At 58.9% G+C, this 22,919-nt stretch carries 19 protein-coding genes; 7 read left to right on the top strand and 12 right to left on the bottom strand.

Translation table 11 applies throughout. The features are described from left to right. The 5 genes from ACOYXE_RS21440 to ACOYXE_RS21460 all read right to left on the bottom strand — a co-directional run bounded on the left by ACOYXE_RS21440 (nucleotide 1) and on the right by ACOYXE_RS21460 (nucleotide 6,204). Complete coding sequence (locus ACOYXE_RS21440; RefSeq protein ID WP_460926567.1) at nucleotides 1–726, bottom strand: MotA/TolQ/ExbB proton channel family protein; 726 nt, start codon at nucleotides 724–726, stop codon at nucleotides 1–3. Nucleotides 727–771: 45 nt separating this feature from the next. After that, a complete protein-coding gene (locus ACOYXE_RS21445; protein WP_160054702.1) occupies nucleotides 772–1,581 on the bottom strand; it encodes an energy transducer TonB in 810 nt (269 codons plus the stop codon). A gap of 379 nt (nucleotides 1,582–1,960) precedes the next feature. Beyond that, nucleotides 1,961–2,287 (bottom strand): hypothetical protein, encoded by a 327-nt coding sequence (locus ACOYXE_RS21450; protein WP_160054700.1) that lies wholly within the window; start codon nucleotides 2,285–2,287, stop codon nucleotides 1,961–1,963. A 189-nt stretch (nucleotides 2,288–2,476) separates the two neighbouring features. Next, entirely contained in the window at nucleotides 2,477–3,820 is a 1,344-nt protein-coding gene (locus tag ACOYXE_RS21455) for an aryl-sulfate sulfotransferase (RefSeq protein ID WP_460926568.1), read from the bottom strand. Between the two features lie 23 nt (nucleotides 3,821–3,843). Beyond that, nucleotides 3,844–6,204, bottom strand: a complete 2,361-nt coding sequence (locus tag ACOYXE_RS21460) for a TonB-dependent receptor (RefSeq protein ID WP_460926569.1) — start codon at nucleotides 6,202–6,204, stop codon at nucleotides 3,844–3,846. A 165-nt stretch (nucleotides 6,205–6,369) separates the two neighbouring features. Here ACOYXE_RS21460 and ACOYXE_RS21465 point away from each other — a divergent pair, with 165 nt between their 5' ends. Both ACOYXE_RS21465 and ACOYXE_RS21470 read left to right on the top strand, forming a co-directional pair. Next, complete coding sequence (locus tag ACOYXE_RS21465) at nucleotides 6,370–7,314, top strand: LysR family transcriptional regulator (RefSeq protein WP_160054694.1); 945 nt, start codon at nucleotides 6,370–6,372, stop codon at nucleotides 7,312–7,314. 123 nt (nucleotides 7,315–7,437) lie between these two features. Then, nucleotides 7,438–9,054, top strand: a complete 1,617-nt coding sequence (locus ACOYXE_RS21470) for an alkaline phosphatase family protein (RefSeq protein WP_460926570.1) — start codon at nucleotides 7,438–7,440, stop codon at nucleotides 9,052–9,054. Between the two features lie 198 nt (nucleotides 9,055–9,252). Here ACOYXE_RS21470 and ACOYXE_RS21475 read toward each other — a convergent pair whose 3' ends face one another. Further along, nucleotides 9,253–10,161, bottom strand: coding sequence for a TauD/TfdA dioxygenase family protein (locus ACOYXE_RS21475; RefSeq protein ID WP_095122264.1), 909 nt, complete (start codon nucleotides 10,159–10,161; stop codon nucleotides 9,253–9,255). Nucleotides 10,162–10,342: 181 nt separating this feature from the next. Here ACOYXE_RS21475 and ACOYXE_RS21480 point away from each other — a divergent pair, with 181 nt between their 5' ends. Then, a complete protein-coding gene (locus ACOYXE_RS21480) occupies nucleotides 10,343–11,263 on the top strand; it encodes a LysR family transcriptional regulator (RefSeq protein WP_093440454.1) in 921 nt (306 codons plus the stop codon). An 80-nt stretch (nucleotides 11,264–11,343) separates the two neighbouring features. On the opposite strand, the gene ACOYXE_RS21485 is transcribed toward ACOYXE_RS21480, so the two are convergent. Continuing rightward, a complete protein-coding gene (locus ACOYXE_RS21485) occupies nucleotides 11,344–12,372 on the bottom strand; it encodes an ABC transporter substrate-binding protein (protein ID WP_460926571.1) in 1,029 nt (342 codons plus the stop codon). A 396-nt stretch (nucleotides 12,373–12,768) separates the two neighbouring features. Here ACOYXE_RS21485 and ACOYXE_RS21490 point away from each other — a divergent pair, with 396 nt between their 5' ends. Genes ACOYXE_RS21490 through ACOYXE_RS21500 form a run of 3 tightly spaced genes read left to right on the top strand, consistent with a single transcriptional unit; the run spans nucleotide 12,769 to nucleotide 16,804 of the window. Further along, entirely contained in the window at nucleotides 12,769–14,367 is a 1,599-nt protein-coding gene (locus ACOYXE_RS21490) for an ABC transporter permease (RefSeq protein WP_160054688.1), read from the top strand. Continuing rightward, a complete protein-coding gene (locus tag ACOYXE_RS21495) occupies nucleotides 14,364–15,179 on the top strand; it encodes an ABC transporter ATP-binding protein (RefSeq protein WP_160054686.1) in 816 nt (271 codons plus the stop codon). Before ACOYXE_RS21490 ends, ACOYXE_RS21495 begins: the two co-directional genes overlap by 4 nt. Before the next feature lie 14 nt (nucleotides 15,180–15,193). Then, nucleotides 15,194–16,804, top strand: coding sequence for an arylsulfatase (locus tag ACOYXE_RS21500; protein WP_160054684.1), 1,611 nt, complete (start codon nucleotides 15,194–15,196; stop codon nucleotides 16,802–16,804). A gap of 199 nt (nucleotides 16,805–17,003) precedes the next feature. Here the strand turns inward: ACOYXE_RS21500 and ACOYXE_RS21505 are convergent, their stop codons facing one another. Next, complete coding sequence (locus ACOYXE_RS21505) at nucleotides 17,004–18,074, bottom strand: fatty acid desaturase (protein ID WP_460926572.1); 1,071 nt, start codon at nucleotides 18,072–18,074, stop codon at nucleotides 17,004–17,006. A gap of 100 nt (nucleotides 18,075–18,174) precedes the next feature. On the opposite strand from ACOYXE_RS21505, the gene ACOYXE_RS21510 reads away from it, so the two are divergent. Next, nucleotides 18,175–19,179, top strand: coding sequence for an AraC family transcriptional regulator (locus ACOYXE_RS21510; protein WP_405122535.1), 1,005 nt, complete (start codon nucleotides 18,175–18,177; stop codon nucleotides 19,177–19,179). Between the two features lie 3 nt (nucleotides 19,180–19,182). Here the strand turns inward: ACOYXE_RS21510 and ACOYXE_RS21515 are convergent, their stop codons facing one another. The 4 genes from ACOYXE_RS21515 to ACOYXE_RS21530 all read right to left on the bottom strand — a co-directional run bounded on the left by ACOYXE_RS21515 (nucleotide 19,183) and on the right by ACOYXE_RS21530 (nucleotide 22,816). Continuing rightward, entirely contained in the window at nucleotides 19,183–20,406 is a 1,224-nt protein-coding gene (locus tag ACOYXE_RS21515; RefSeq protein WP_160054678.1) for a type II toxin-antitoxin system HipA family toxin, read from the bottom strand. Beyond that, entirely contained in the window at nucleotides 20,399–20,647 is a 249-nt protein-coding gene (locus ACOYXE_RS21520; RefSeq protein WP_160054676.1) for a helix-turn-helix domain-containing protein, read from the bottom strand. Before ACOYXE_RS21520 ends, ACOYXE_RS21515 begins: the two co-directional genes overlap by 8 nt. A 110-nt stretch (nucleotides 20,648–20,757) precedes the next feature. After that, a complete protein-coding gene (locus ACOYXE_RS21525; protein ID WP_460926574.1) occupies nucleotides 20,758–22,146 on the bottom strand; it encodes a heavy metal sensor histidine kinase in 1,389 nt (462 codons plus the stop codon). Then, on the bottom strand, nucleotides 22,136–22,816 hold the full coding sequence (locus tag ACOYXE_RS21530) for a heavy metal response regulator transcription factor (protein ID WP_016987597.1): 681 nt from the start codon (nucleotides 22,814–22,816) through the stop codon (nucleotides 22,136–22,138). Before ACOYXE_RS21530 ends, ACOYXE_RS21525 begins: the two co-directional genes overlap by 11 nt. Nucleotides 22,817–22,919 lie beyond the last annotated feature (103 nt).

Below are 22,919 nucleotides of genomic sequence, written 5' to 3' on the forward strand. Positions count from 1 at the left end.
TCAGGACGCCTCCTTCACTTTTGCTGCGTTGCCCGGCGTTGCGACCTTGTGCGCCGTCGGGTGGATCAACACGCGGAACGCACTCTTCTGCGCCAGGCTGTAGAAGTCGTGGGCGAAGTCATCCAGATCCGCCGCCGTCAGTTTCAACCGACGCAAAAAGTAGTTGTAAACCAGCACCGCCGGCACCGCGACGGCGATCCCCACACCCGTGGCGACCAATGCTGCACCAATCGGCCCGGCGACCGTTTCCAGGCTCGCCGAACCTGCGGCGCTGATGCCTTTCAACGCTTCCATGATTCCCCACACCGTGCCGAACAAACCAATGAACGGCGACGTACTGCCAATACTCGCGACCACCGCCAGGCCCGTTTCCAGCGAACGGCGTTCGCGAACGATCTGCTGACGCAATGCGCGCTCGAGGCGATCCTGATGGTTGATCGCCTGGCTCAAATCATTGGCCTGTGGCGTCTCGCCCACCTGAATCGCCGCGTAACCGGCCTGTGCTACTCGCGCGGCTGCGCCGGGTTGGGTCTCGCTCAATTCAGCGGCTGAATCGAGACTCGACGCCGCCCAGAAACGCTTATGAAAACGCCGATCCTGCGCCTTCAGACGCCCGAACTGCCAAGCCTTGAGCAATGCCAGCCCCCAAGTGGCGACGGAAAAAACCACCAGCAGCCAGATCACCGCGCTTTCGATGGATTCCAGTGGAGATGCCAGTAACGTCATGATGTATTCCCTCGTGTAAACGTTTCGCGCGAATTTGGTTTCGGTTTAATGAATCTTGAAATCGATGGGCACGCTGACCCAGCCGTCCTGGGCCACATCACCTTGCTTGGCCGGAACGAAACTCCAACGCTTCACGGCGTTCAGCGCCGCGTCGTCGAGCTGTTGCCGGCCACTGCTTTTGGCTATCTGGATCTCGCCCGGTTTACCGCTGGCAAGCACATGTACGCGCAGCAACACCGTGCCTTCCCAACCGCGACGCTGGGCCAGCGACGGGTATTCCGGTGCCGGGTTTTTCAGGTATGCAGCATTCGCTGAGGCCGGGGTTACCGGTGCCGGCGCGGGTGGAGCAGGTGGCGCAGGGGCTGCAACCGGGGCTGCCGGTTGTGGCGGCGTCGGTGGTTGCTCGACCGCTTTCGGTGCTGGTTTGGGTGCCTGTTTAACCACCGGTTTGGGTTTCGGAACGGGTTTTGGCGGCGGCGGTTTTACCGCCAGTTCGTCCTCCACCGGCGGCGGTGGCTCAACCACAGGCGCAGGTGGCGGCGGCTCGACAACCGGTGGCGCTGGCGGTGCCGGGCGCGAGAACTCGATGGTCATCGGCGGAATTTCCGGCGGCACGATTGGCAGCACTGGCGTCGGTTTCTGGCTGATCCAGTAGATCACCGCGCCATGCACCACCAGCGCGAGCACGCCAAGCAGAATTGTTTCGCGCCGACTCAGAATGCCTTTGGGCGCACGCTGCAAACGCAACTGCCCCAACGGCACACGATGCGGCCGGCCGAGATCGACCAATTCGCCACCCGGCGTCTGACGCCACAGCAATTCCTCTGCGCTGGCGGCGGTCTGGACATTGCCCATTGATTCACTCCCTGCGGTCTTTTTGCGTTCTCTACAAAAACTGCCGATCAACCGTTTTGTTGAATCCCCCACGGCGAATCGATGGGTGAATCATTGGGCTTGACGCTTATCTCCGAAAGTAATCTTTAACGTTATGCATAGGTCATTATGGAATATACAAATTGATCAATTCTGCCAACGCCACGCGCCACGCGGGCTGCAGCGATGCGTGAAAAAGCGCATGCTTTTCAGGCATTGAAAGTATTCATGCAACGCATCAAATTCGCCTGACCCGGTTTTGCAGGACGACTAATACGAAGTAGATAGTTGATTATTATTTTCCAGAAACAGCAAAAAGGCCGGGCACTTTCGCGCACCGGCCTTTTTGTTTAATCAACTGTTATTGCTTGAGGAACTCCCCTGCCAGGCCAACAACATCACCGTCAAAGTTGGTGCGCGAACCAACCGCACGAACTTTCGAGTAATTGTGATCCGGCGAGAACAGTGTCCAGGACTGATAGCCTGTGCCTTCATTCAACGCCGCGAACGTGATGATCGTAGGCTGCCCGGTGCTGTTTTGAAAATGGTAGTGACCGTAAGCGATGTCGTAATTCACGCCATTCTGGCTGAATTTTCCGCTGAAGGTGCCGTTGGAATCGTTGCCATCGGTAATCGTCAGTTTGGCGCCAGCGTTATCGTTTACATAATTGCCATTAATGCTCGACATAACGAGATTTCCTTTATCGTTGGATAAGTGTCTTCCGATGAGAGCAAGTTTCCTCCTGGAAACTCACGACAGTCAGGATGGTTGGACATTCAATTATTGTCCACGCGAGCTACTAACTAAATTGCAATATGCACTGTTCAACCCGGTCATAACTTATCGCCGTTCGTTCGAGCACTAATTCCATTTCAACTAACGACTGGCATTGGTTTGCTGCACACCGACAACCGGGGCATTAACCGCCGTCTCGGAGCGTGGTGTGCCCGTTGGCACCCAGTCATAACTCACAGGCAGCGCCCGATACACCCAGTTGCTGATCGCGTCGCTGCCCGGCGCCTTGCCGAGATAGGGGCTGACGTACTCCCAGACGTTTTCACCGCTGGTTGTCACCTGGAAAAATCGCCCGTTCATGCCTTCGTCGATCAACGTGTTGCCATTGGGCAAACGCCGCGCGCTGCTGATAAACGAGCTGTAAAACGCCCAACCCGGTTGCTTCGAATTCGCCGCGCTGTACTGCCAGACAATCTCGTTTTTCAGCGGATCGATTTCCAATACTCGCGAACCGGAAATCAGCCCAAGGGTGACGTTCGGATAACCCGCCGATCCCTGGTTATCGAACACCAGCAAGTTACCGGCTCCAGGCAATCCGGCCGGGATTATGTGTGCATCATGCTGACCGACAAACTGATCCACCGGGCGCGGCAGTTTCTGCGCGGTTTTCGGGTTGATCAGCGGCAGATTCGGGCCAAGACGCCAAACCACTTTGCCGCTGTTTTTATCAATGATCGCGATGAAGTTGGCGTTGCGTGAATCAATCAGCAGGTTGTCTGGATTGAAGCGCTTGTCACCGGCATCGAACCACTTGTTCGGCCCGACCAGACTGAGGTTGTTGATGTGCAGGTAATCCGGATTTTCACTGGCACGCACCAGCTTCAACTGCTCGGCGGTGAAACCGAATTCATTGAGATGCTCCGAGGCCAGCCACTGCCATTTCACCGCGCCTTCGGGACTGACTTCATAGATCGCATCGTCGATCACCTCGGGCACTTTGAAGCCTTTGACCTTGTGCACCTTGTTCGCCAGCACCACGGTGTTGCCATTGCTCAAACGGCGCTGATCATGGTGCTGTTGCGCCGCGCCACCGGGGGCCTTGTCACCCCACTGCCAGACGACTTTGCCGTGCCAATCCAGCTCACCGACGCTCTGATTGCCCAGACCATTGCCGGCCGAACCGAGCTTGCCGGGATCCTTGTCACTCAGTTGCAGCAACACATGCCCACGCTCTCCGCCGACCAGTTTCGGGTCGATGATCGCTGACGGGAAACCTGCCTGTGGCCAGGTTTTCACCTCGTTGCCGTTCATGTCGATCAGGTGCGTCTGCTTGTCGGCGCCGCTGAAAATCACGTACTGGTTGAACGCCTTGTTCGGGTCGTAACGAGTGACGCCCGTCGGGTAAACACTCGGTGCGGCGAAGGCACCGGCGCTGAGCACTGCGCCGGACAGCAACACCGGCAAAGCCGTTTTGATACGCAACATGATGCAGCTCCTTGAGTGACGAATCAGAAGTCGTAGCGACCGGTGACGCCCAGCGTGCGCGGTGTACCGAGCAGGCCTTCATAGCCGCCGTTGCCGCCCGTCCACAGGGTCGTGTAGTAGGTTTTGTCGAAAGCGTTTTTCAGCCACAGCGACACGTCCCACTGGCCCTGATTGAAGTCACCGCGCAGGCCGGTGGAGAAGTTGACCACGGCGTAACTCGGGATCTGGCCGTAGTCGGAATCCTCGACCGTACCGACGGCTTTGGAGCGGAACGCATAGCTGGCGGTGACGTAAGGTTCGAAGCCGTTATCCAGATTCCATTTGTATTCGCCGTTGGCGTTGCCGATCCATTTCGAGGCGCCGACCACTTGATGGCCGCTAAGGTCGCAAGACGCTGGAGCGCCCGGCGCCTGGCTGACTTCCGGCGGGCACGGGGCATCTTTGTACGAGAGATAGCTGACGTCGTTGTAGGAGCCGTTGATGTTCAGGGTCAGACCGCGCAACGGGATCACCGTACTTTCGAACTCGACGCCGCGCGAACGCACGGAACCGGCGTTGGTCAGGTACTGCACGCGATTTTCCGCGTCGTAGGCGTTGGTCTGGTAAGCGTTGACCTGGGTCCAGAACACGTTGGCATTGAGTTGCAGACGGTGATCCCACAGCGTGCTCTTAAAGCCGACTTCGGCGTTGTTCGCGCGTTCGGTGCCGATCAGTAGCGAATCGGCGCCGGCCACCGGCGCAGAACCGACGGCGAGGTTAACCCCGCCGGATTTCTCGCCGTGGGACAACGTGGCGTAGCCCAGAACATCATCGGTGATGCGATAGCTGAGATTGAGCAGCCCGGAGGGACTGGAGCTGTACTGATTCAAGTCGCCGGAATCGTAAGCGCCGGTACGACCACGCCGTGCGGTGGCCGCCGCGCCTGTTACAGCAGCGCCACCAATCGGCGCATCCCTCGTGACCCAAGCGGATTTTTCTTCATAAGTGCCACGCACCCCGGCGGTGAAATCCAGTCGCTCGCTGAGGTGCCAGGTGCCTTGGGCGAACAGCGCAAAGCTGTCGGTCTTGATATGGCCGTTACCAACACTGGTGACGTTGGCCAGCGCACCGCGCGCGGTGCCGTTCCAGATATCGGCTTGTGGGCCGTAATAAGCGAAGGATTTATTGTCCAGATCCGAACCGAAGTAGTAGGCGCCGACCACGTAATCGAAGAACTCACCCTTGGGCGAGGCCAGGCGAAATTCCTGCGAATACTGTTTGTCTTCCACCGACACCCCGGCGTTGTAACTCGCCGGCACGTTGAGGCCGTCGTCGTTGCGCGGGGTGAAATTCCAGAAGCGATAGGAACTGATCGAGGTCAGCGTGAAATCGCTCGGCAGCGTCCAGTTGGCCTCCACCGAGGTGCCGCCCTGATGCACGGTGACATGTTGGTCGTTGTCCAGATTGACCTTGCGGTGCGAACCGTTAACCAGGGTTGCGCCGGCCGCGTTGGCGCGCGATTGGTACAGGTTGACGCCGTTGATGGTCGGCCCAGTGTTGTACAGCACGCGGGTGCCGGCGCTGGAGTCCTCTTCGTTGTAGTCGCCGATCCAGCGCAGGTTGAAATCTTCGTTGGGCTTGAACAGCAGTTGCGCGCGGAAGCCCTCGCGCGAGCCGCCGTTGAGATCATGGCCGTCGTATTCGTTTTTGATGTCACCGTCGCTGCGAGTGCGGTACGCCGAAAATCGTCCGGCCAGTTGATCGTTGAGCGGGCCGGAAATAGTGCCCTTGGTCTGGAAATAACCGTCCTCGCCGACCGAAGTTTCGATGCTGCGCTCAGGGGTGAACGTCGGAGCACGGGTACTGATGTTGATCACCCCGGCGGTGGTGTTTTTGCCGAACAGCGTGCCCTGCGGCCCACGCAAGACTTCGAGCTGTTCGATGTCCATCAAATCAAACACCGCCATCCCCGGACGACCCAGGTAGACGTTGTCGATGTACAGACCAACGCTGCCTTCAAGACCATCGCTCGCAGGGTTGTTGCCAAGGCCGCGGATCGACACGCTGGACTGGCGTGCGTGCATGTAGGCGACGTTGACGCTGGGCACCAATTGCTGCAAATCCTGAATCCGGTAGACCCGCTGCGTCTCCAGATTCTGCCCGCTGACCACACTCATTGGCGTCGGGACGTCCTGCGAACTTTCCTCGCGGCGGCGGGTGGTGACGGTCACGGTTTCGAGTTGCGAACTGTTGGCGGCAGGCTTGCCGGCCGGCACTGGTGCCGGGGTTTCAGAATCGGCGGCGTAACCGTGAGTCCAGCTCGCGCTCCCTGCCAGCAACAGGGCCAGAGGCAGGCGTTTGAGCCGTCGTGGCGTTAAGGGTGACGCAAGGTTCAACGGACTCATGGCGCGGCTCCTGGTCAAAAAACACACAGACATCTTCAGCGCTGCATATTCTTTTAAGTTATTTATTTATGTATTTACAGATATTTACTGCATAAGAGATTGCCTTTATAAGGAGTCGACCTAATGCATATCCAATGCATTTCCCGGATATTTTTTATGTGAAAAATGCATATCGACTTGCGCCAACTTCGTCACTTCATCGCCCTGGCTGAACAACGCAGCTTCGTCGCCGGCGCGCAGGCGGTGAACCTGTCGCAGTCGGCGTTCAGCCGCAGCATTCAGGCGCTGGAACACAGCGTTGGCTGTCAGTTGGTTGATCGCGGACGCAAGGAATTACCGCCGACCAAACAGGGCCAGGTCCTGCTCGAACATGCGCGGCGACTGGTCAGTGGCGCGCAGCAAATGGCCAACGAGATCAGCCAGTTCAACGGGCTGGAGGCGGGGGAATTGCGCTTCGGTTGTGGGCCAGCGCCGGCAGCGGGTTTGATTCCTCGGGCGATTGGCAGCTTCATCGGGCGCTATCCGAAAGCGCGGGTGCAGTTTCAGGTCGATGACTGGCAGAGCCTGAGCAAGCGACTGATGAGCGAGGAATTCGAATTCTTTGTCGCCGATACACGCTACTTCGAGGCGGATCCGGATTATCTGACGCACCGGTTGCGGCCGCGTAAATGGCATTTCTGTTGCCGCGCAGGGCATCCGCTGGCGGCTTTCGATAAGGTCAGCGCAGAGCAATTGATGAGCTATCCGCTGGCGGTGAGTATTCGGCCGCCAAACTTGCGCAAGGTCATCGTTGACCTTAGTGGGCGGCCGGATTTCACCCCGAATGTCGAATGTGAAAACAGCTCGAGTCTGCTCAGTGTGGTGCTGCGCTCGGATGCGATCGGGATTGTCGGTGCGTATTCCGATGCGCTGCACCAGGCCAAGGGTGAATTGGTGTGTTTGCGGATTGAAGGGTTGGCCGATGATCTTGAGGAGCTGTATACGCGTTATGGGATTGTCAGCCGGGCGGGGTATCGGTTATCGCCGTTGGCCGAGGCGATGATTGAGCAGATCAAGGCGATTGATGCGGTGGATGAGGAAGTCTGTTCGCTGGACGGACTCGCTGTCTGATCTACCGTTATCGCGAGCAGGCACCGATGCACTGCCTGCATAAAACCCATTCCCCAAATGCACTTGCCGAACACCCTCACGCCTAGCGAAATACCTCGCCTGTCCCATTGACCGGTGAACCCCATGCCCACCCCGCCAAACCCCGTGCGCAACGTGCTGTACATCATGTGCGATCAACTGCGCCGCGATTACCTGTCCTGCTACGGCCACCCGCACCTGCACACACCCAACATCGATCGACTCGCTGCGGCCGGTGTGCGTTTCAGCCGCGCCTACACCCAAGGCACGATCTGCGGGCCGTCGCGGATGTCGGCCTACACCGGACGCTATGTCAGCAGCCATCAAGTGGCGTGGAACGCCGTGCCGTTGCCGCTGGAAGAACTGACTATCGGCGACTACCTGCGCCCCCACGGCATCCGTACCGCCTTGGTCGGCAAGACCCACGCGACGGCGAATATCGATGCCTTGCAACGCCTGGCGATCAATCCCGATAGCGAACAAGCCGAAATCCTCAACGAAGTCGGCTTTGAACCCTACATGCGCCACGACGGCATCTATCCCGACGATCCGCTGTTCGACGACAAGCGCGAATCCGCACCCTATAACCATTACCTGCGTGAACACGGCTTCGACGGCAAAAACCCCTGGCACGACTGGGCCAACGCCGCCGAAGGCGAGAACGGTGAAATCCTCAGCGGCTGGCAAATGCGTCATGCGAATTTGCCAGCACGAATTCCCGAGCAACACTCCGAGACTGTCTACACTACAAATCGAGCCATCGACTTCATCACCGAGCAAGGCGAGAAATCGTGGTGTTTACACCTTTCCTATATCAAACCGCACTGGCCCTACATCGTACCAGCGCCGTACCACGCCTTGTACAGTACGAAATCGATTCTCGAAGCGGTCCGCGCGACGCCCTCCGAAGCCAGCAAACACCCCGTATACACTGCCTTTCGCCAGCATGAGGAAAGCCTCAACTTTTCCCGCGATTCAGTACGACTGACTGTAATCCCTACGTACATGGGTCTGATCAAGCAGGTGGATGATCAACTCGGACGGCTGTTCGATTTTTTACAGAGCAACGGTCGCTGGGATGACACATTGATCGTGTTCACCAGCGATCACGGCGACTTTCTGGGCGATCACTGGCTCGGTGAGAAGGAGTTTTTGCTGGAGCAGGCGGTGGGGGTGCCGTTGATCGTGCGCGATCCTCGGGCGGCGGCGGATGTCACGCGCGGAACGGTGGATGATCGACTGGCGGAAACCATCGACGCGCTACCGACGTTTCTTCAAGCGCTGGGATTGCCGGGGGCAGAGCATCGGCTTGAAGGGCATTCGTTGATCCCGCTACTGCACGGTGAAAACCCGGACTGGCGCCGCTATGCGATCAGTGAATACGACTACGCCTTCCAGGCGCCGGCGCGGGAGCGTTTGGGCCAGCCGATTGATCGTTGCCGCATGACCATGGTGCGTAGCGAGCGCTGGAAATACCTGGCGTACGACGGTTTTCGACCGCAGTTGTTTGACCTGTTGAATGACCCGCAGGAGTTGCGCGACTTGGGCGATGATCCGGAATTCGCGGCGGTGCGCGAGGAACATGCGGCGTATTTGTTTGAGTGGGTGCGCGGGTTGAAGCGGCGCACCACCATCAGTCATCAGGAGATTGATTGGCGTGGGCAGCGGTTTCGTTATGGAGAGCCGGAGACCGAGAAGGTTGTTCAGATTGGTGTTTGGTAGCTTTAAGAGCCCCTCACCCTAACCCTCTCCCAGAGGGAGAGGGGACTGAATGGGGGATATTTCAGAGGTACACCAACCTGATCGTGCTTCACCGAATCCATAATCGATAAAGATCTTTCAGGCCTATGCATAACGGGAGACAACTCGGTCGGCTCCCTCTCCCTCTGGGAGAGGGCTGGGGTGAGGGGATGTTGATCTTCAGTCACGACCTTTGATGGTCTGACTACGCTGCCCATTCGCGCCCACCGGCACTTCCCCCTTGAGCGTCACCCGACGCACCACCCGATCCTGAGTCCCGTAATCATCAATCGCATAGTGCTGCGTCGAGCGGTTATCCCAGATCGCCACATCACCGGCCTGCCAGCGCCAGCGCACGGTGTTTTCCTGACGAATCACATGGCTCTGCAACAGCCCGAACAAATGCGCCGAATCCGCCTGCGAATAACCCTTGATGCGTTTGACGAAATGCCCCAGCAGCAAGCTCTTCTCGCCGCTGATGGGGTGTACGCGCACCACCGGGTGCTCGGTCTCGTAAACGGTGGAGGTGAAGACCTTGCGATAGCGCTCCAGCTTCTCCGCGGAGACGTCCGGCTTGGCGCTGGCATAGTCGTATTCGTTGCTGTGCACGGCGACCAGTTTATCGGCCAGCTCACGCAGCTCGGTCGGCAAGCCGTTGTACGCGGTGGCGGTGTTGGCCCACAGGGTATCGCCACCGAATGCCGGAGCTACCACCGAACGCAGGATCGACGCTTTCGGGTAGGCGTCAACGAAGGTCACGTCGGTGTGCCAGGAGTTGGCGCGCTGGCCTTCAGCGCCGTCCAGTTCGAGCAGATAACGCGTGCCTTCACGCGACGGCACGGTCGGGTGAGCGACAGGCTCGCCGAGCAAATGAGCAAAGGCTTCCTGACGCTGATCGTCGAGCTGAGTCTGCTCACGGAAGAATACGACTTTGTACTGAACCAGTGCCTGTTGAATCGCTTCAATCGTGGCGGTGTCCAGCTCACCGGACAAATGCACGCCACGAATCTCGGCGCCGATACGACCGGCCACCGGATGAATTTCCAGCGCATGGACAGCGGGTTTTACTGCGAGTGCGGCATTGCTCATGGGTAGACCCTCATCGACTGCTTACGGTTGAACGGCAGCGAAACAACGCTCTATCTATATTCCATTTACATCTAATAGATATTCACATGCTTCGTTGACGGAATAAGAGCTTGCATTTAAAACCTCTAATAACCCTCGTCGCAAATGCCTTCGAGCTATTTTTAGGATGCCGGAAAAGCATATGGATCTTCGCCAGTTGCGTTACTTCATCGCCCTCAACGAACACCGCAGTTTTGTCCGTGCGGCGGACGCGATGGGCATCACTCAACCGGCGTTCAGCCGCAGCATTCAGGGGCTTGAGCAAGAGTTCGGCTGCGTGCTGGTGGATCGCGGCAACAAGGATTTGCGCCCCACGCCCGAAGGCCAAGTGGTGCTGCAACACGCCCTGAGCCTGGTGCAAGGCGCCGCGCTGCTCAGCGCCGAAGTGACGCAGATGACCAAGCTCGATGCCGGCGAAGTGCACTTCGGTTGCGGCCCGGCGCCGGCGGTGAAACTGGTCCCGGACGCGGTGGCGCAATTCATCAATGCGCACCCGAAAGTGCGCACCTGTTTTCAGGTGGATAACTGGGAAAAGCTCAGCCGCGCGCTGAGCCGTGAAGAGATCGAATTCTTCATCGCCGACATCCGTCATTTCGAGTCCGATCCGAACTTCCAGACCCAGGCACTGACACCCAAACGCGGGGTGTTTTTCTGCCGGCCGGGGCATCCGTTGCTGGCCAAGGAAAGCCTGTCGACCAACGACATGTTCGACTACCCGTTGGCGACCACGCTGATCCCGCCGGGCATTCGCAAATTGTTGGCGAACCTCAGCGGCCGCATCGATTTTTCCCCGACCATCGAGACCGAGCACTTTCCGGCGCTGGTGAAAGTGGTGCTGCAATCGAATGCGATTGGCGTGGGCACGGAAGAGGCGTTTGTCGAGGACATTGCCAAGGGTTCGCTGGTGTTGCTGCACTGGCGCAATCTGCCGCAGAACCTGGAGAGCATGAATGCGCGTTGCGGGATTGTCAGTCGCACTGGGTTTCGTTTGTCGCCGGCGGCGCGGGCGATGATTGAGACGTTGGTGGCGGTGGATCGGCAGGAGATCAGCGTCGCCGTTTAGGACGCTATCGCGAGCAGGCTCACTCCTACAGGGGAACGCATTCCAAATGTAGGAGTGAGCCTGCTCGCGATGGCGCCGGATCAGGCGCTAGGATTCAGAGCTTGGCCCGCTGCCAGCTCAGGCGCCACCCAGTCATTGACCTTGAACGGCTTGCGAATCAGCTTCTGCTGCGCCGCCAGATCAACTTTGTCCTGCAAGCTGCCGAGGAACACCGGATCCAGTGTCGACGGGAACACTTCGCTCAATTTCTGATCCTGCAGATCCTGCGTCAGAATCACCGGCGGATAACTCGCCAATCCTGAGACCAATTGCACGTAAGCCGCCTTGTTGCTGTCCTGCGTCAACCACTCAACAGCTTGCTGTTGGGCTTTGAGCAGCTTGGCCACGACCTCCGGGTGCGCGTCGACAAACTTGCCCGTGCCGACCAATACCGACTGCACGCTGCCTGCGCCACCGAGATCCTTGGTGTTCAGCGGCAACTCGGCCAGCCCTTTGGCCTGCAATGCGGTCAACCCGGAACTGCCCCAGGACGCATCGATCTGCTTGGCTGCCAACGCCGCGACCGCTGCGTTGAAGTCCAGATTGATGACCTTCAGATCCTTCTCACTCAAGCCCTGACTGGCCAGCGCCGCATCAAACGACAACTGCGTCGCGGTACCGCGGAAAATCGCCACACGCTTGCCTTTGAGATCCTGGAGCGTCTTGATCCCCGACCCCGGCACGACGCCCAGATACTGCTTAACCCCACGGGCACTGGCGCTGAGCAACCGCGTATCGAGGCCATTGGACTTGCCGATGATTGCCGCCAGATCGCCCAGATACGCCAGATCAACCTGACCATTGGCAAATGCCTCGTTGATCACCGGCCCCGCACCTTTGAAGAAACTCCACTGAATCTTGATGCCCTGATCAGCGAAGGCCTTTTCGAAGATCTGCTGATCGCGCAGCACATCAACCACGCCACCGCCGCTGTGCTGGGTGCCGGCACTCAGGTCAGGCACGGCGATTCTGATTTCCTTGAGTTCGTCGGCATGCGCGGTGAACGCCAACAGGCCCGCCAGAGCAGGAACGGCAAACAGACTGAAAACACGTTTGAAGGGAAAGTTCATGGGTGCAGCTCCTTGATCACGACGGGCGTTGAGGAGTCGAAAGTAGGCCGAATGAACACCTTCGCTTAAATACTATAAACGCACATTTTTATAGCTTTTAACGCTAAGCAAGCAATAACGGGGCTTGCAGCGGCGTATGCATTAACAGCATCGAAAATATTCTTCGAATGCATTGGATGCGTGTGGGCTGGAAGCCTTAAATGGCGCTGCTTATCTCTAAAAATAACTTATTAAAAATTATTTATAACCATTTGATCTTAGTTAATACCGCTAGAGATCGCAGCCTTCGGCAGCTCCTACAGGGGTCAATTCAAGGACGCATTCCCCCGTAGGAGCTGCCGAAGGCTGCGATCTTTTGATCTTGATCTTGAGCCAACCCGACAACGGAGGTCATCCATGGCCCGCCCATCCTTGCTCAGTCTCCCACTGCCCGCGCCGCCGCTGAAAAGCCGCCGTACCTGGCCAAGCCTGAACCAACGCCTGTTGCCGTGGCTGTTGCCCCTCAGCCTGTTCGCCCTGTGGTGGCTGGCCGCCCGCAACGAATGGATGAGCGAACAGATCCTGCCTGCGCCGTCACTGGTGTGGAACAGCGCTGTCGAGTTATCGCAGGGCGAGTTATGGGGCCACTTGTGGATCAGTCTGCAGCGTTTGTTCTGGGGACTGCTCGCGGGGGTTTCTGCGGGTGCATTGCTCGGCGCAGCACTGGGATTCAGTCGTCGCCTTGAACGCTTGATCTTCCCGACCTTCGCCGGACTTTCACAAATACCGACGCTGGCGTGGATTCCCTTGTTCATGGTGTTTTTCGGCATCGGCGAAGTGCTGAAACTGGTGGTGCTGATCAAAGCCATCGTGGTTCCGGTAACCCTGCACACACTGGTCGGCGTAAGAGATGCACAACCAAAACTGCGCGAAGCTGCCGCTGTTTTACGCTTGCCGCCACACCTGCTGATCCGTCGCCTGGTGCTGCCCGCCACCCTCCCCGCGTTCATGGCTGGCGTACGTCTGGCGCTGGCCGCCGGATGGACTTCGTTGCTGGCGGTCGAACTGTTGGCCTCCAGTGAAGGCATCGGTTACCTGATGGTCTGGGCGCGGCAGTTGTTCATGCTCGACATCGTGTTCGTGTGCATCGTGGTCATCGGATTGATCGGTGTGGCGATGGATCGCGGCATCGGTCTGCTGGACAAGAAACTGGTGCACTGGCCGCATCCGGCCACCGCTGAAATTCGCCGCGGCCCGCGCTATGAAGGCTGGCAGCGTCTGCAGCCATGGCTGCTGCCGCTGAGCTTGCTGGCGTTGTGGCAACTGGCGAACGAACTGCAGTGGGTCGACGCCAACATTCTGGTCAGCCCGCTGGCCGTTTTAAGCACGGCATGGGATGGTCTGCTCGACGGCACGTTGATCAGCGGTATGGCCCTCAGTCTTGGTCGTACACTCGGTGGTCTGCTGCTTGGCGGCGGCCTCGGATTTGCCTTGGGCCTGCTGCTGGGTTTGTCGAACATCAGTGAACGCCTGCTCGGCCCGACCCTCGCCGCCCTACGCCAGATCGCCATCTTCGCCTGGGTGCCGCTGCTCACCGCGTGGTTCGGTCTCGGCGAACTGGCCAAGTGGGTGTTCGTCGCCCTCGCCGCCTTCTTTCCGCTGTTTATCGCCACGCAGCGCAGCGTCGCCAACCTCTCGCCACAACTCAACGAAGCCGCCCGAGTGTTGCGTCTGAGGCTCGGCCAACGCCTGCGTCGGCTGGTGCTGCCGGGCGCCGCGCCGGGGATTTTCGCCGGTCTGCGCCTGAGCCTGATCTACGCCTGGCTCGGCACCATCGGTGCTGAATATTTCATGCCGTCCAACGGCGGCATCGGCAGCCAGATGATCGGCGCCCAACAGTTGCTACGCATGGACTTGATCATGGCCGGCATGCTTTTCGTCGGCCTCACCGGCGCCCTGCTCAACCTCATTGGCCAACGCCTGGAAATTCGCGCGACCCGCTGGAGACACGCATGAACGCACCGATTGTCAGCTTCACCCATGTAGGCAAATCCTTCGATGTCGACGGTTTCGAACTGGAGGCGATTCGCGAATTCAATCTGGACATCGCCGAGGGCGAATTCGTCGCCATTGTCGGTTCCAGCGGTTGCGGCAAATCTACCTTGCTGCGTTTGCTGGTGGGTCTTGATACGCAGTTTCGCGGGCAGATCACGGTGGATGGCAAAGCCGTCAGCGGCATCGGCGGCGAGCGCGGCATCGTCTTTCAGGAGCACCGTTTGTTTCCGTGGTTGACCGTCGCTGACAACATCGGTCTGGGTCTGGTCAACGAGCCACTGAACGCTGCGCAGAAGCAACAGCGGGTCAACGACTTCATCGAGCTGGTCGGCCTGCGCGACTTCACCCGCGCCTATCCGCACCAGCTCTCCGGCGGCATGGCCCAGCGTGTGGCGATTGCTCGCGGCCTGGTTGCCAGTCCTAGAATTCTCCTGCTCGACGAACCGTTCGGCGCGCTCGATGCGCTGACTCGCCAGCAGATGCAGGACGAGCTGTTGGCGATCCGCGACCGCGCAAAAATCACCACGATTCTCGTCACCCATGACGTCGAAGAAGCGATCTTCCTCGCCGACCGCGTCGTGGTGATGGAGCCGCGTCCGGGGCGGATCAAGCAAGTGGTCGACATCGCCCTGCCGCACCCGCGCCAGCGCAGCAGTTTCGACTTCCATCAGTTGCGTGAAGAACTGCTGCACGAACTGACCAGTGACGACCATTACCAACCGAGCGTACCGGTGCAGATCCGCGATCTGCCGCTGACGTTCATTGCCTGCTGAACAGGAGTTTTGCGATGCCGCAACGTCCCAATTTTCTGGTGATTCTGGCCGACGATCTCGGCTTCTCCGACATCGGCGCGTTCGGCGGCGAAATCGCCACGCCGCACCTCGATGCCTTGGCCAACAACGGTCTGCGTCTGACTGATTTTCATACCGCGCCAACCTGCTCGCCAACCCGCTCGATGTTGCTCACCGGCACCGATCACCACATCGCCGGCATTGGCACCATGGCCGAAACGCTGACCCCGGATCTGATCGGCAAACCGGGTTACGAGGGCTATCTCAATGACCGCGTCGTCGCCCTGCCCGAGCTGCTGCGCGAGGCCGGTTATCAAACCTTGATGAGCGGCAAATGGCACTTGGGTTTGAAGGCTGAACTGGCGCCGCACGCACGAGGTTTCGAGCGCTCGTTTTCGCTGCTGCCGGGCGCGGCCAACCACTATGGTTTCGAGCCGACCTACGATGAGCAAACGCCCGGCCTGCTGAAATCCACGCCGGCGCTGTACATCGAGGACGACACGTTTCTCGACGAACTGCCGAAGGACTTCTATTCCTCCGATGCATTCGGCGACAAATTGCTGCAGTACCTCAAGGAACGTGACCAGACCCGGCCGTTCTTCGCCTACTTGCCGTTCTCCGCGCCGCACTGGCCGTTGCAGGCGCCCGCCGAGATCGTCGAGAAATACCGTGGCCGCTATGACGCTGGCCCCGAAGTGCTGCGTCTGGAGCGTCTGGAAAAACTCAAAGCCCTCGGTCTGATTGAACCGGACGTAGAGCCGCACCCGCTGATTCAGTTAACCCAGCAGTGGGACGCGTTGAGCGAGGAACAAAAACAGATTTCCGCGCGGGCCATGGAAGTCTACGCGGCGATGGTCGAGCGCATGGACTGGAACATTGGCCGGGTCATCGACTATCTGCGCCAGCAGGGGCAGCTCGACAACACCTTCATCCTGTTCATGTCCGATAACGGTGCCGAAGGCGCGCTGCTGGAAGCGTTCCCGAAATTCGGCCCGGAACTGGTGACCTATCTCAGCCAGCATTACGACAACAGCCTCGACAACATTGGCCGGGCCAATTCCTACGTCTGGTACGGGCCGAACTGGGCGCAGGTGGCGACCGCGCCATCGCGGCTGTTCAAGGCATTTACCACTGAGGGTGGGATTCGCGTGCCCGCGCTGCTGCACTATCCGCATCTGGCGATCAAAGGGCAGATCAGCCATGGTTTCGGCACGGTGATGGACATCACCCCGACGATTCTCGATCTGGCTGGCGTGCGTCATCCGGGCAAGCTCTGGCACGGCAAACCGGTGGCGCCGTTGCGCGGCAAATCGTGGCTGGGGTTCTTGTCTGGCGAGACTGCGCAGGTGCATGACGAGCACACGGTGACGGGTTGGGAATTGTTCGGGCGCCGGGCGATTCGGCAGGGGTCGTGGAAAGCGGTGTGGATTCCTGGGCCGGTCGGGCCGGCGACCTGGCAGCTGTATGATTTGAGTAGTGATCCGGGGGAAATTCATGATCTGGCGGTGAGTCGGCCGGAGAAGCTCAGCGCGTTGATCGGGCATTGGCAGCAGTATGTCGAGGAGACTGGGGTGATTTTGAGTGAGTCGCCATTTCAGCCGGATTAAGGGCGAGATCAAAAGCCCCTCACCCCAGCCCTCTCCCAGAGGGAGAGGGGGCCGACCGAGGTGTCTTTCGCTATACATCGACCTGAAAAATCGGGTCGATTATGGATTCAATGAGGAACATTCAGGTCGGCGTACTTCCCCAATATCCCCCAATCGGTCCCCTCTCCCTCCGGGAGAGGGCTAGGGTGAGGGCAGCTCGTCAGGCCTCCACCGCCTCCCCAGACACCGCGATTTCATCCCGACGAACAAACCGGTTCGCTCGCCCAAACGTGCCAAAATCATTAAACCGCACGCCCATCTCACGCATCACCCTATGCGCCACCGGCACCGTCATTTGGCGAATATAAAACGGTTCCTTCACAACAAAATGATGAATCCCGTGACTGCTGCCAAAGTTGAAGCAGAACGCCTGCAACGGCCACAACCACCAAGGGTTCAATACCTGACACTGCTGCAGCACATTACCCAACTCGACATCGCCGTAGTAATGCATGTTCGAGCTGATGAAGTGCAGGCAAAACGTGCGCAATACGTTCGGGCCGATGATCACCACGGCGGCAATATCGATCACCTGCATCACCGACAACATCGTCGCTGACCATTCGATCGGCGAGCCCAGCAAATAGGCGATGCCATTGGCCGCATGAAAGCCGAGAAACACATACCACGCGCCCCAATGCACCAGCGCCAGCGGCGCGTAGACCTTCAACGTACGCTTGATGATGCTGAACTTGTGCGCCCAGGTCTTGGCCCGCAGCATGCGGATGAATGCCGACATGACGTTGTCGCCAACCATCAGCAAACGTGCAAAACCCCACGGCTCGCCGTTGGTGATCGCGCGTTCTTCCATGTCGGTCTCGGTGCCGGAGACCTTGTGGTGATTAAGGTGCAGATGCCGACGGATCCACGGGTTGATCGTGCTCGGCCGCGCCAGCCACACCAGGCCCATCATCAGGTTGTGCGGCACGCGCTGCTTGCGGAAATACATGCTGTGGATCAGGTCGTGTTCCAGCTCATGGGTCAACGAAGCAAAAAACGCGTTGAGCAACAAGCACACCCACCACGCCATATGGCCGGTGATGTACAGCGCCGCCGAGCCGATCATCCCGATCAGGGCAAAGGCCAGAATCCCCGCCCCAAGCGCATCCTGATGCTGGAGAATCGGGTAGCGCTCGCGCAGTTCGACGCCTTTGGCCAGCACCACTTGGCGAATATGCGCTGATCGCTGGGCCGCATTGTGTCGCTGGGGACTTGCAGAAGTACCGTCCATGCTTCCATCCTCGGGTTTATGATGTTCGCATCGTGCCTAGCCAAGGCTTCAATTGCGGTAGCCGAAAACGCCAACCTGTTGACCGGAAGCGCCAATCAGCATGAAGGAACCGACCTCCCTCGCCAGCTGGACCCGTGCCTTGCGCAAGCAACTCGATGCGTTGGGACTGGACAGCATAGCCTTGTGCCAGCAGGCCGGGCTCGACCCGAATTTGATGGACGACCCCAACGCGCGCTATCCATTGTCCGGCACCACACGCCTTTGGGAAATTGCCGTGCAGGTCAGTGGCGATCCGGCGATTGGTCTGCGCGTGTCGCGCTTCGTCAGCCCGACCACGTTCCATGCCCTCGGTTATGCGCTGGTCGCCAGCGGCAGTTTGCGCGAGGTGTTCGAGCGCATCGTGCGCTATCACCCGGTGGTCAGCGATGCGCTGGAACTGGAGCTGAGTCGTGGCGACGACTGCTATCAATTTCGTCTGAAAATTCCGTCAGGCAACCCGGCACCCGCCTTCGAAGCCATCGATGCGTTTACCGCGATCTACGTGCGCACCTGCCGCAATCGTCTTGGTCGCGATTACGCGCCGCTAGCGGTTTATCTGCGCCGCCCGGAACCGAGCGATGCGCTTCAATGGCACAAAGTCTTCCGCGCTCCGGTGCATTTTGGTTGTGCGGAGGATCGCCTGGAGTTCGCCCTTGCCGACTTTGACAGCCACCTCGACGACGCCAACCCGGAACTCGCCGAACACAACGAAGCCGTGCTCAAACGCACCATGGCCCAGCTCAAACCGCTGACCTGGGAGCGCAAGGTGCGCGATGCCATTGAAGAACAACTGCCGGAAGGTGAGCCGAGTGCTGAACGCATTGCCCAAGCCTTGCACCTGAGTTTGCGCAGCCTGCAACGGCATCTGGCGGATGAAGGTTGTCGCTTTGATACGTTGCTCAACGAGAGCCGGGAGAATCTGGCGCTGCTGCACCTGCGCGATCCGCAGTGCTCGTTGAGTGAGGTGAGTTATTTGCTCGGGTTTGCCGACACCAGCAGCTTCAGCCGCGCGTTCAAGCGCTGGACGGGGCTGACGCCGGGGCAGTTTCGTGATGGGTTGCGCTGATTGTCAGCTTTTAATCAGGCTGCGCGCCATACCAGACAACCATTGTTCGATCATCGCAGCACCCATCTCAGCGAACGCTGGATGACCTGCGCTGTACCCGGCCAGTTCGCCCATCGTTACCTGCATGCCATTAGCGACTTGCTGCAGTAATTCATTGCAACGCGCTTCGGTCAGATTGCAGGCAGTTCGACCGAAGCGCACCAGCATTTTGTGCTTTGGCCAAGCCTTCGAACCACCCAACAGCAACGCCATACTGTCGTTCTTTATGTAGACCGAGGTGGTGATAATGTCGTATGCGGGGGCGAGCCTGATTACTGATTCCTCGCCGCAGTTTTCGTAAAGCACGCCAAAATTTTTTAGATGCGCGTCGCCGTTTTTCAGGCCTGCGGACAAAGCCACTATTTTGAAAAATGCTTCCAGCGCCTGATTGAGCAATGCAGGTGAAACAAACGCTTTGATCTGCCGGGCCGCACCTTCGTAAGAGCCGTCGTATTTGGCTTTCGATGACCAACCATTGAGTACGCAGAAGTCCTCGAAACCGAGGTAGCCCGTAGGGCTCAAGTCAAAGCGCTCGATTACCAGAAACTTGCCATGTTCGCTCAGTTCAAACTGCGGAACCTCAAGCCCGCTGTGTTGCGCAGCACGCATGCAAAAGTATTCGTTGGTCGCCAAATGCGGATATTCATCGGCGCGAAAAGCTTTAACCAGGTGAGTGGACCCGCGATGAGTCAGGCGATCAATCGCGGCCGCGCTGTCACGCACCAGCACTTTGGGTTGCACACCGGACACACCGGAATACTGACCATAGGTTTGCAACAGTTCCTCGAACAGGTCTTGTGCACCATCGTGCACCAGCAGATCGGCCAGAGACGTTTCGGGCGGCCGATCCGTCATCGATGCGCTGGCAATGGATAACCGACCGAGCTGATAGGGGCCGACAATAGCCAGCAACGCAAAATCATCGAAGCCGCGAACCGCCTTACTGAAGCGCCGAACCAGCTCATCACGTAGCGCACCTTCCGGCAGATTCATCTCGAAAACCGGATGGATACCATGCTGCCAACCATAACTTTCCAGGCGGGACGGCATTGTCAGCGACACGGCATTTTCAGCACTGGCTTCCTCGCGGTAATTGAAGACGCTGTCGACTCGATCTTGCCCGCGCGCCAACGTCCCTACCGCTTGCCCGCCGACACAGACGTTTAATCGATCCGACGACTCAGTCATGGAAGTTAACCTTTTGCAGCGTATCGAGTGTCGGTCGACGAGACTGACGTGGAACCGCCGTCAGCTCATAGCCAAATCCGTTGAGGATCGCTTCGACTTTACGCACGCCGATTTCCGAAATAGTGTTGTTTTCGATCCCCGAAATCGTCGCGCGGCTCATTCCGTATTGCTGAGCCAGTGCCTGCTGAGTCATTTTGTTCGCCTTGCGCAGGGCTTTGATCAATTCACCAAGCTGTTCCATGTTATTTCCTGCATCAAATACGGTGCAAATTCAGATATTTGCTTAATTTGCATCGCATTTGATGCAGTCAGTGAGCAAGATTAGCCTAATTCCGAGTGAGCAAGTAGTAATCACCTGTTCACACCAAAACCCAGCTCAAAAATGGTGCCATCAGCATCACTGCTCACCCGCACCTGTCCCCCATGCAGTTGCATGATCGACTGGACAATCGCCAACCCCAACCCACCCGAATCCCCCGGCTCTGCCCGTGAAGGATCGACGCGGTAGAAACGGTCGAACAGTTTACCCAGATGCTCGGGTGCAATCGCCGGCCCGTGGTTGTGCACCTGCAACCAGCACCAACCTGACTCGTCGCGGCGGCGCAAGCTGATCACGGTTCCGGAGTCAGCGTGGCGCACGGCATTCGCCAATAAATTCCCGAGCGCCCGTTGCAGCAATTGCTGATCGGCAAGCAGTTCGCCATGCAGTTGATTGTCCAGCCGCAGATCGCGGTCATCGGCCAAGGCTTCAAAGTAATCACACAGTTCGCCGCCAACGCTGTGCAGATCCAGCAATTGCAGATTGAGCGCACGTTCTGCCTGCTCCGCACGAGCGAGGAACATCAGGTTCTCCGCCATGCGTTTGAGTCGCTCGAACTCTTCCATGTTCGAGGCCAAGACTTCCTGATACTCCTCGGTACTGCGCGGATGATTCAGCGCCTGGCCGTTGCTCGCCAACAGCGTGTGCAGCGGCGTACGAATCTCGTGGGCGAGGTCGGCGGAGAACTGCGACAGGCGCTGCACGCTGTCGTCCAGTCGTGCCAGCATGCCGTTGAGTGCCTGTACCGGTTCAAGCAGTTCCGTGGGTGTGCCAGCGGCAGGTAAACGTTGATCGAGGCTGCGCAGATCGATGCCGCGCACGGCTGCGCTCAACTGCCGTAACGGTCGCAAGCCCCGGCGTAGCAACAGCAAGCCTAGGGCAAAGGCGAGCAACGCACCGAGGCCGACTGCCAGATACAAGCGCAAACGGTAACTGGCGAGCATCTGCTCGCGCTCGCTCAGTACCTTGCCGGCGATGACGGTCAGCGGTTCGCCGTTCGGCCCCTGCGCTGCACCGGATAGCAGCGCCACCGCAGCACCGTCCGGCGCTTGCCACGTCAGCACGTCACGGTGCTGCGGCGCTTGCTCGCGCGGGATTGCATTGAGCGCCGGGAGAACGCGTTGACGGGGATTGATGGCGATCACGCTGGAACCGTCGGCGCGGCGCACCAGCAGCAGGCTGTCGAGGTTACCGAGCATGTTCTGATACAGCCGCGGCCGCGCCTGCAGGGCGTCGAGGCTGTCGCTGTCGGCGAGCAAGGCGCGCACCTGCTCCAGTCGTCCGAGCAACGCGAGGTCGTCGCGGAAGGCGATTTCCGAGGCCAGCGAGCGGTAGAGAAACACGCCAATCGCGCTCAGCACCAAAGCGCAAACCAATGCGAACGCCAGCGCCAAACGCCAGGCGATCGACCTAGAGCGCATCGTCAGGAGCTTCCAGCTGATAACCGACGCCGCGCACGGTGTGGATCAGTTTCGGCATGTAAGGATCATCGACTTTCGCGCGCAAACGACGCACCGCCACTTCGACCATGTTGGTGTCGCTGTCGAAATTCAGGTTCCACACCTGCGAGGCAATCAGCGTGCGCGACAGCACTTCGCCCTGGCGACTGGCGAGCAATTGCAGCAGGGCGAACTCCTTGTTGGTCAGCGCAATGCGCTGGCCACCGCGACTGACGCGACGGCGCAGTACGTCGATTTCCAGGTCGGCGATGGTGTACGACTCGGCTTCGCGCATCGGCCCGCGTCGTAGCAACGTGCGCACCCGTGCGAGCAGTTCGGCGAAGGCGAAGGGTTTGAGCAAGTAATCGTCGGCGCCCAGTTCGAGCCCGCGCACGCGGTCTTCGATGGCGTCCTTGGCGGTCAGGAACAATACCGGCGTGGCACCGCGCTGACGGATCAGTTGCAGCAATTGCCAGCCGTTGAGGCCGGGGAGCATCACGTCGAGGATGATCAGGTCATATTCCTGCTGCTCGATAAAGTAACGACCATCGAGACCATTGAGCGCCACGTCCACGGCAAAACCCGACTCGCCCAGGCCTTTGGCGAGGAAATTCGCGGTTTTGGCTTCATCTTCTACGACCAGCAAACGCATGGCACACCTCGATTGATAGGCACACAGGCTAGGCGCCTTCGGCGGCGTTGCCCATTACAAACTTGTAATCAGACTGACGGGGTTCTGACGAAGACCGGCGATT

This window comes from Pseudomonas sp. MC6 (assembly GCF_054790575.1).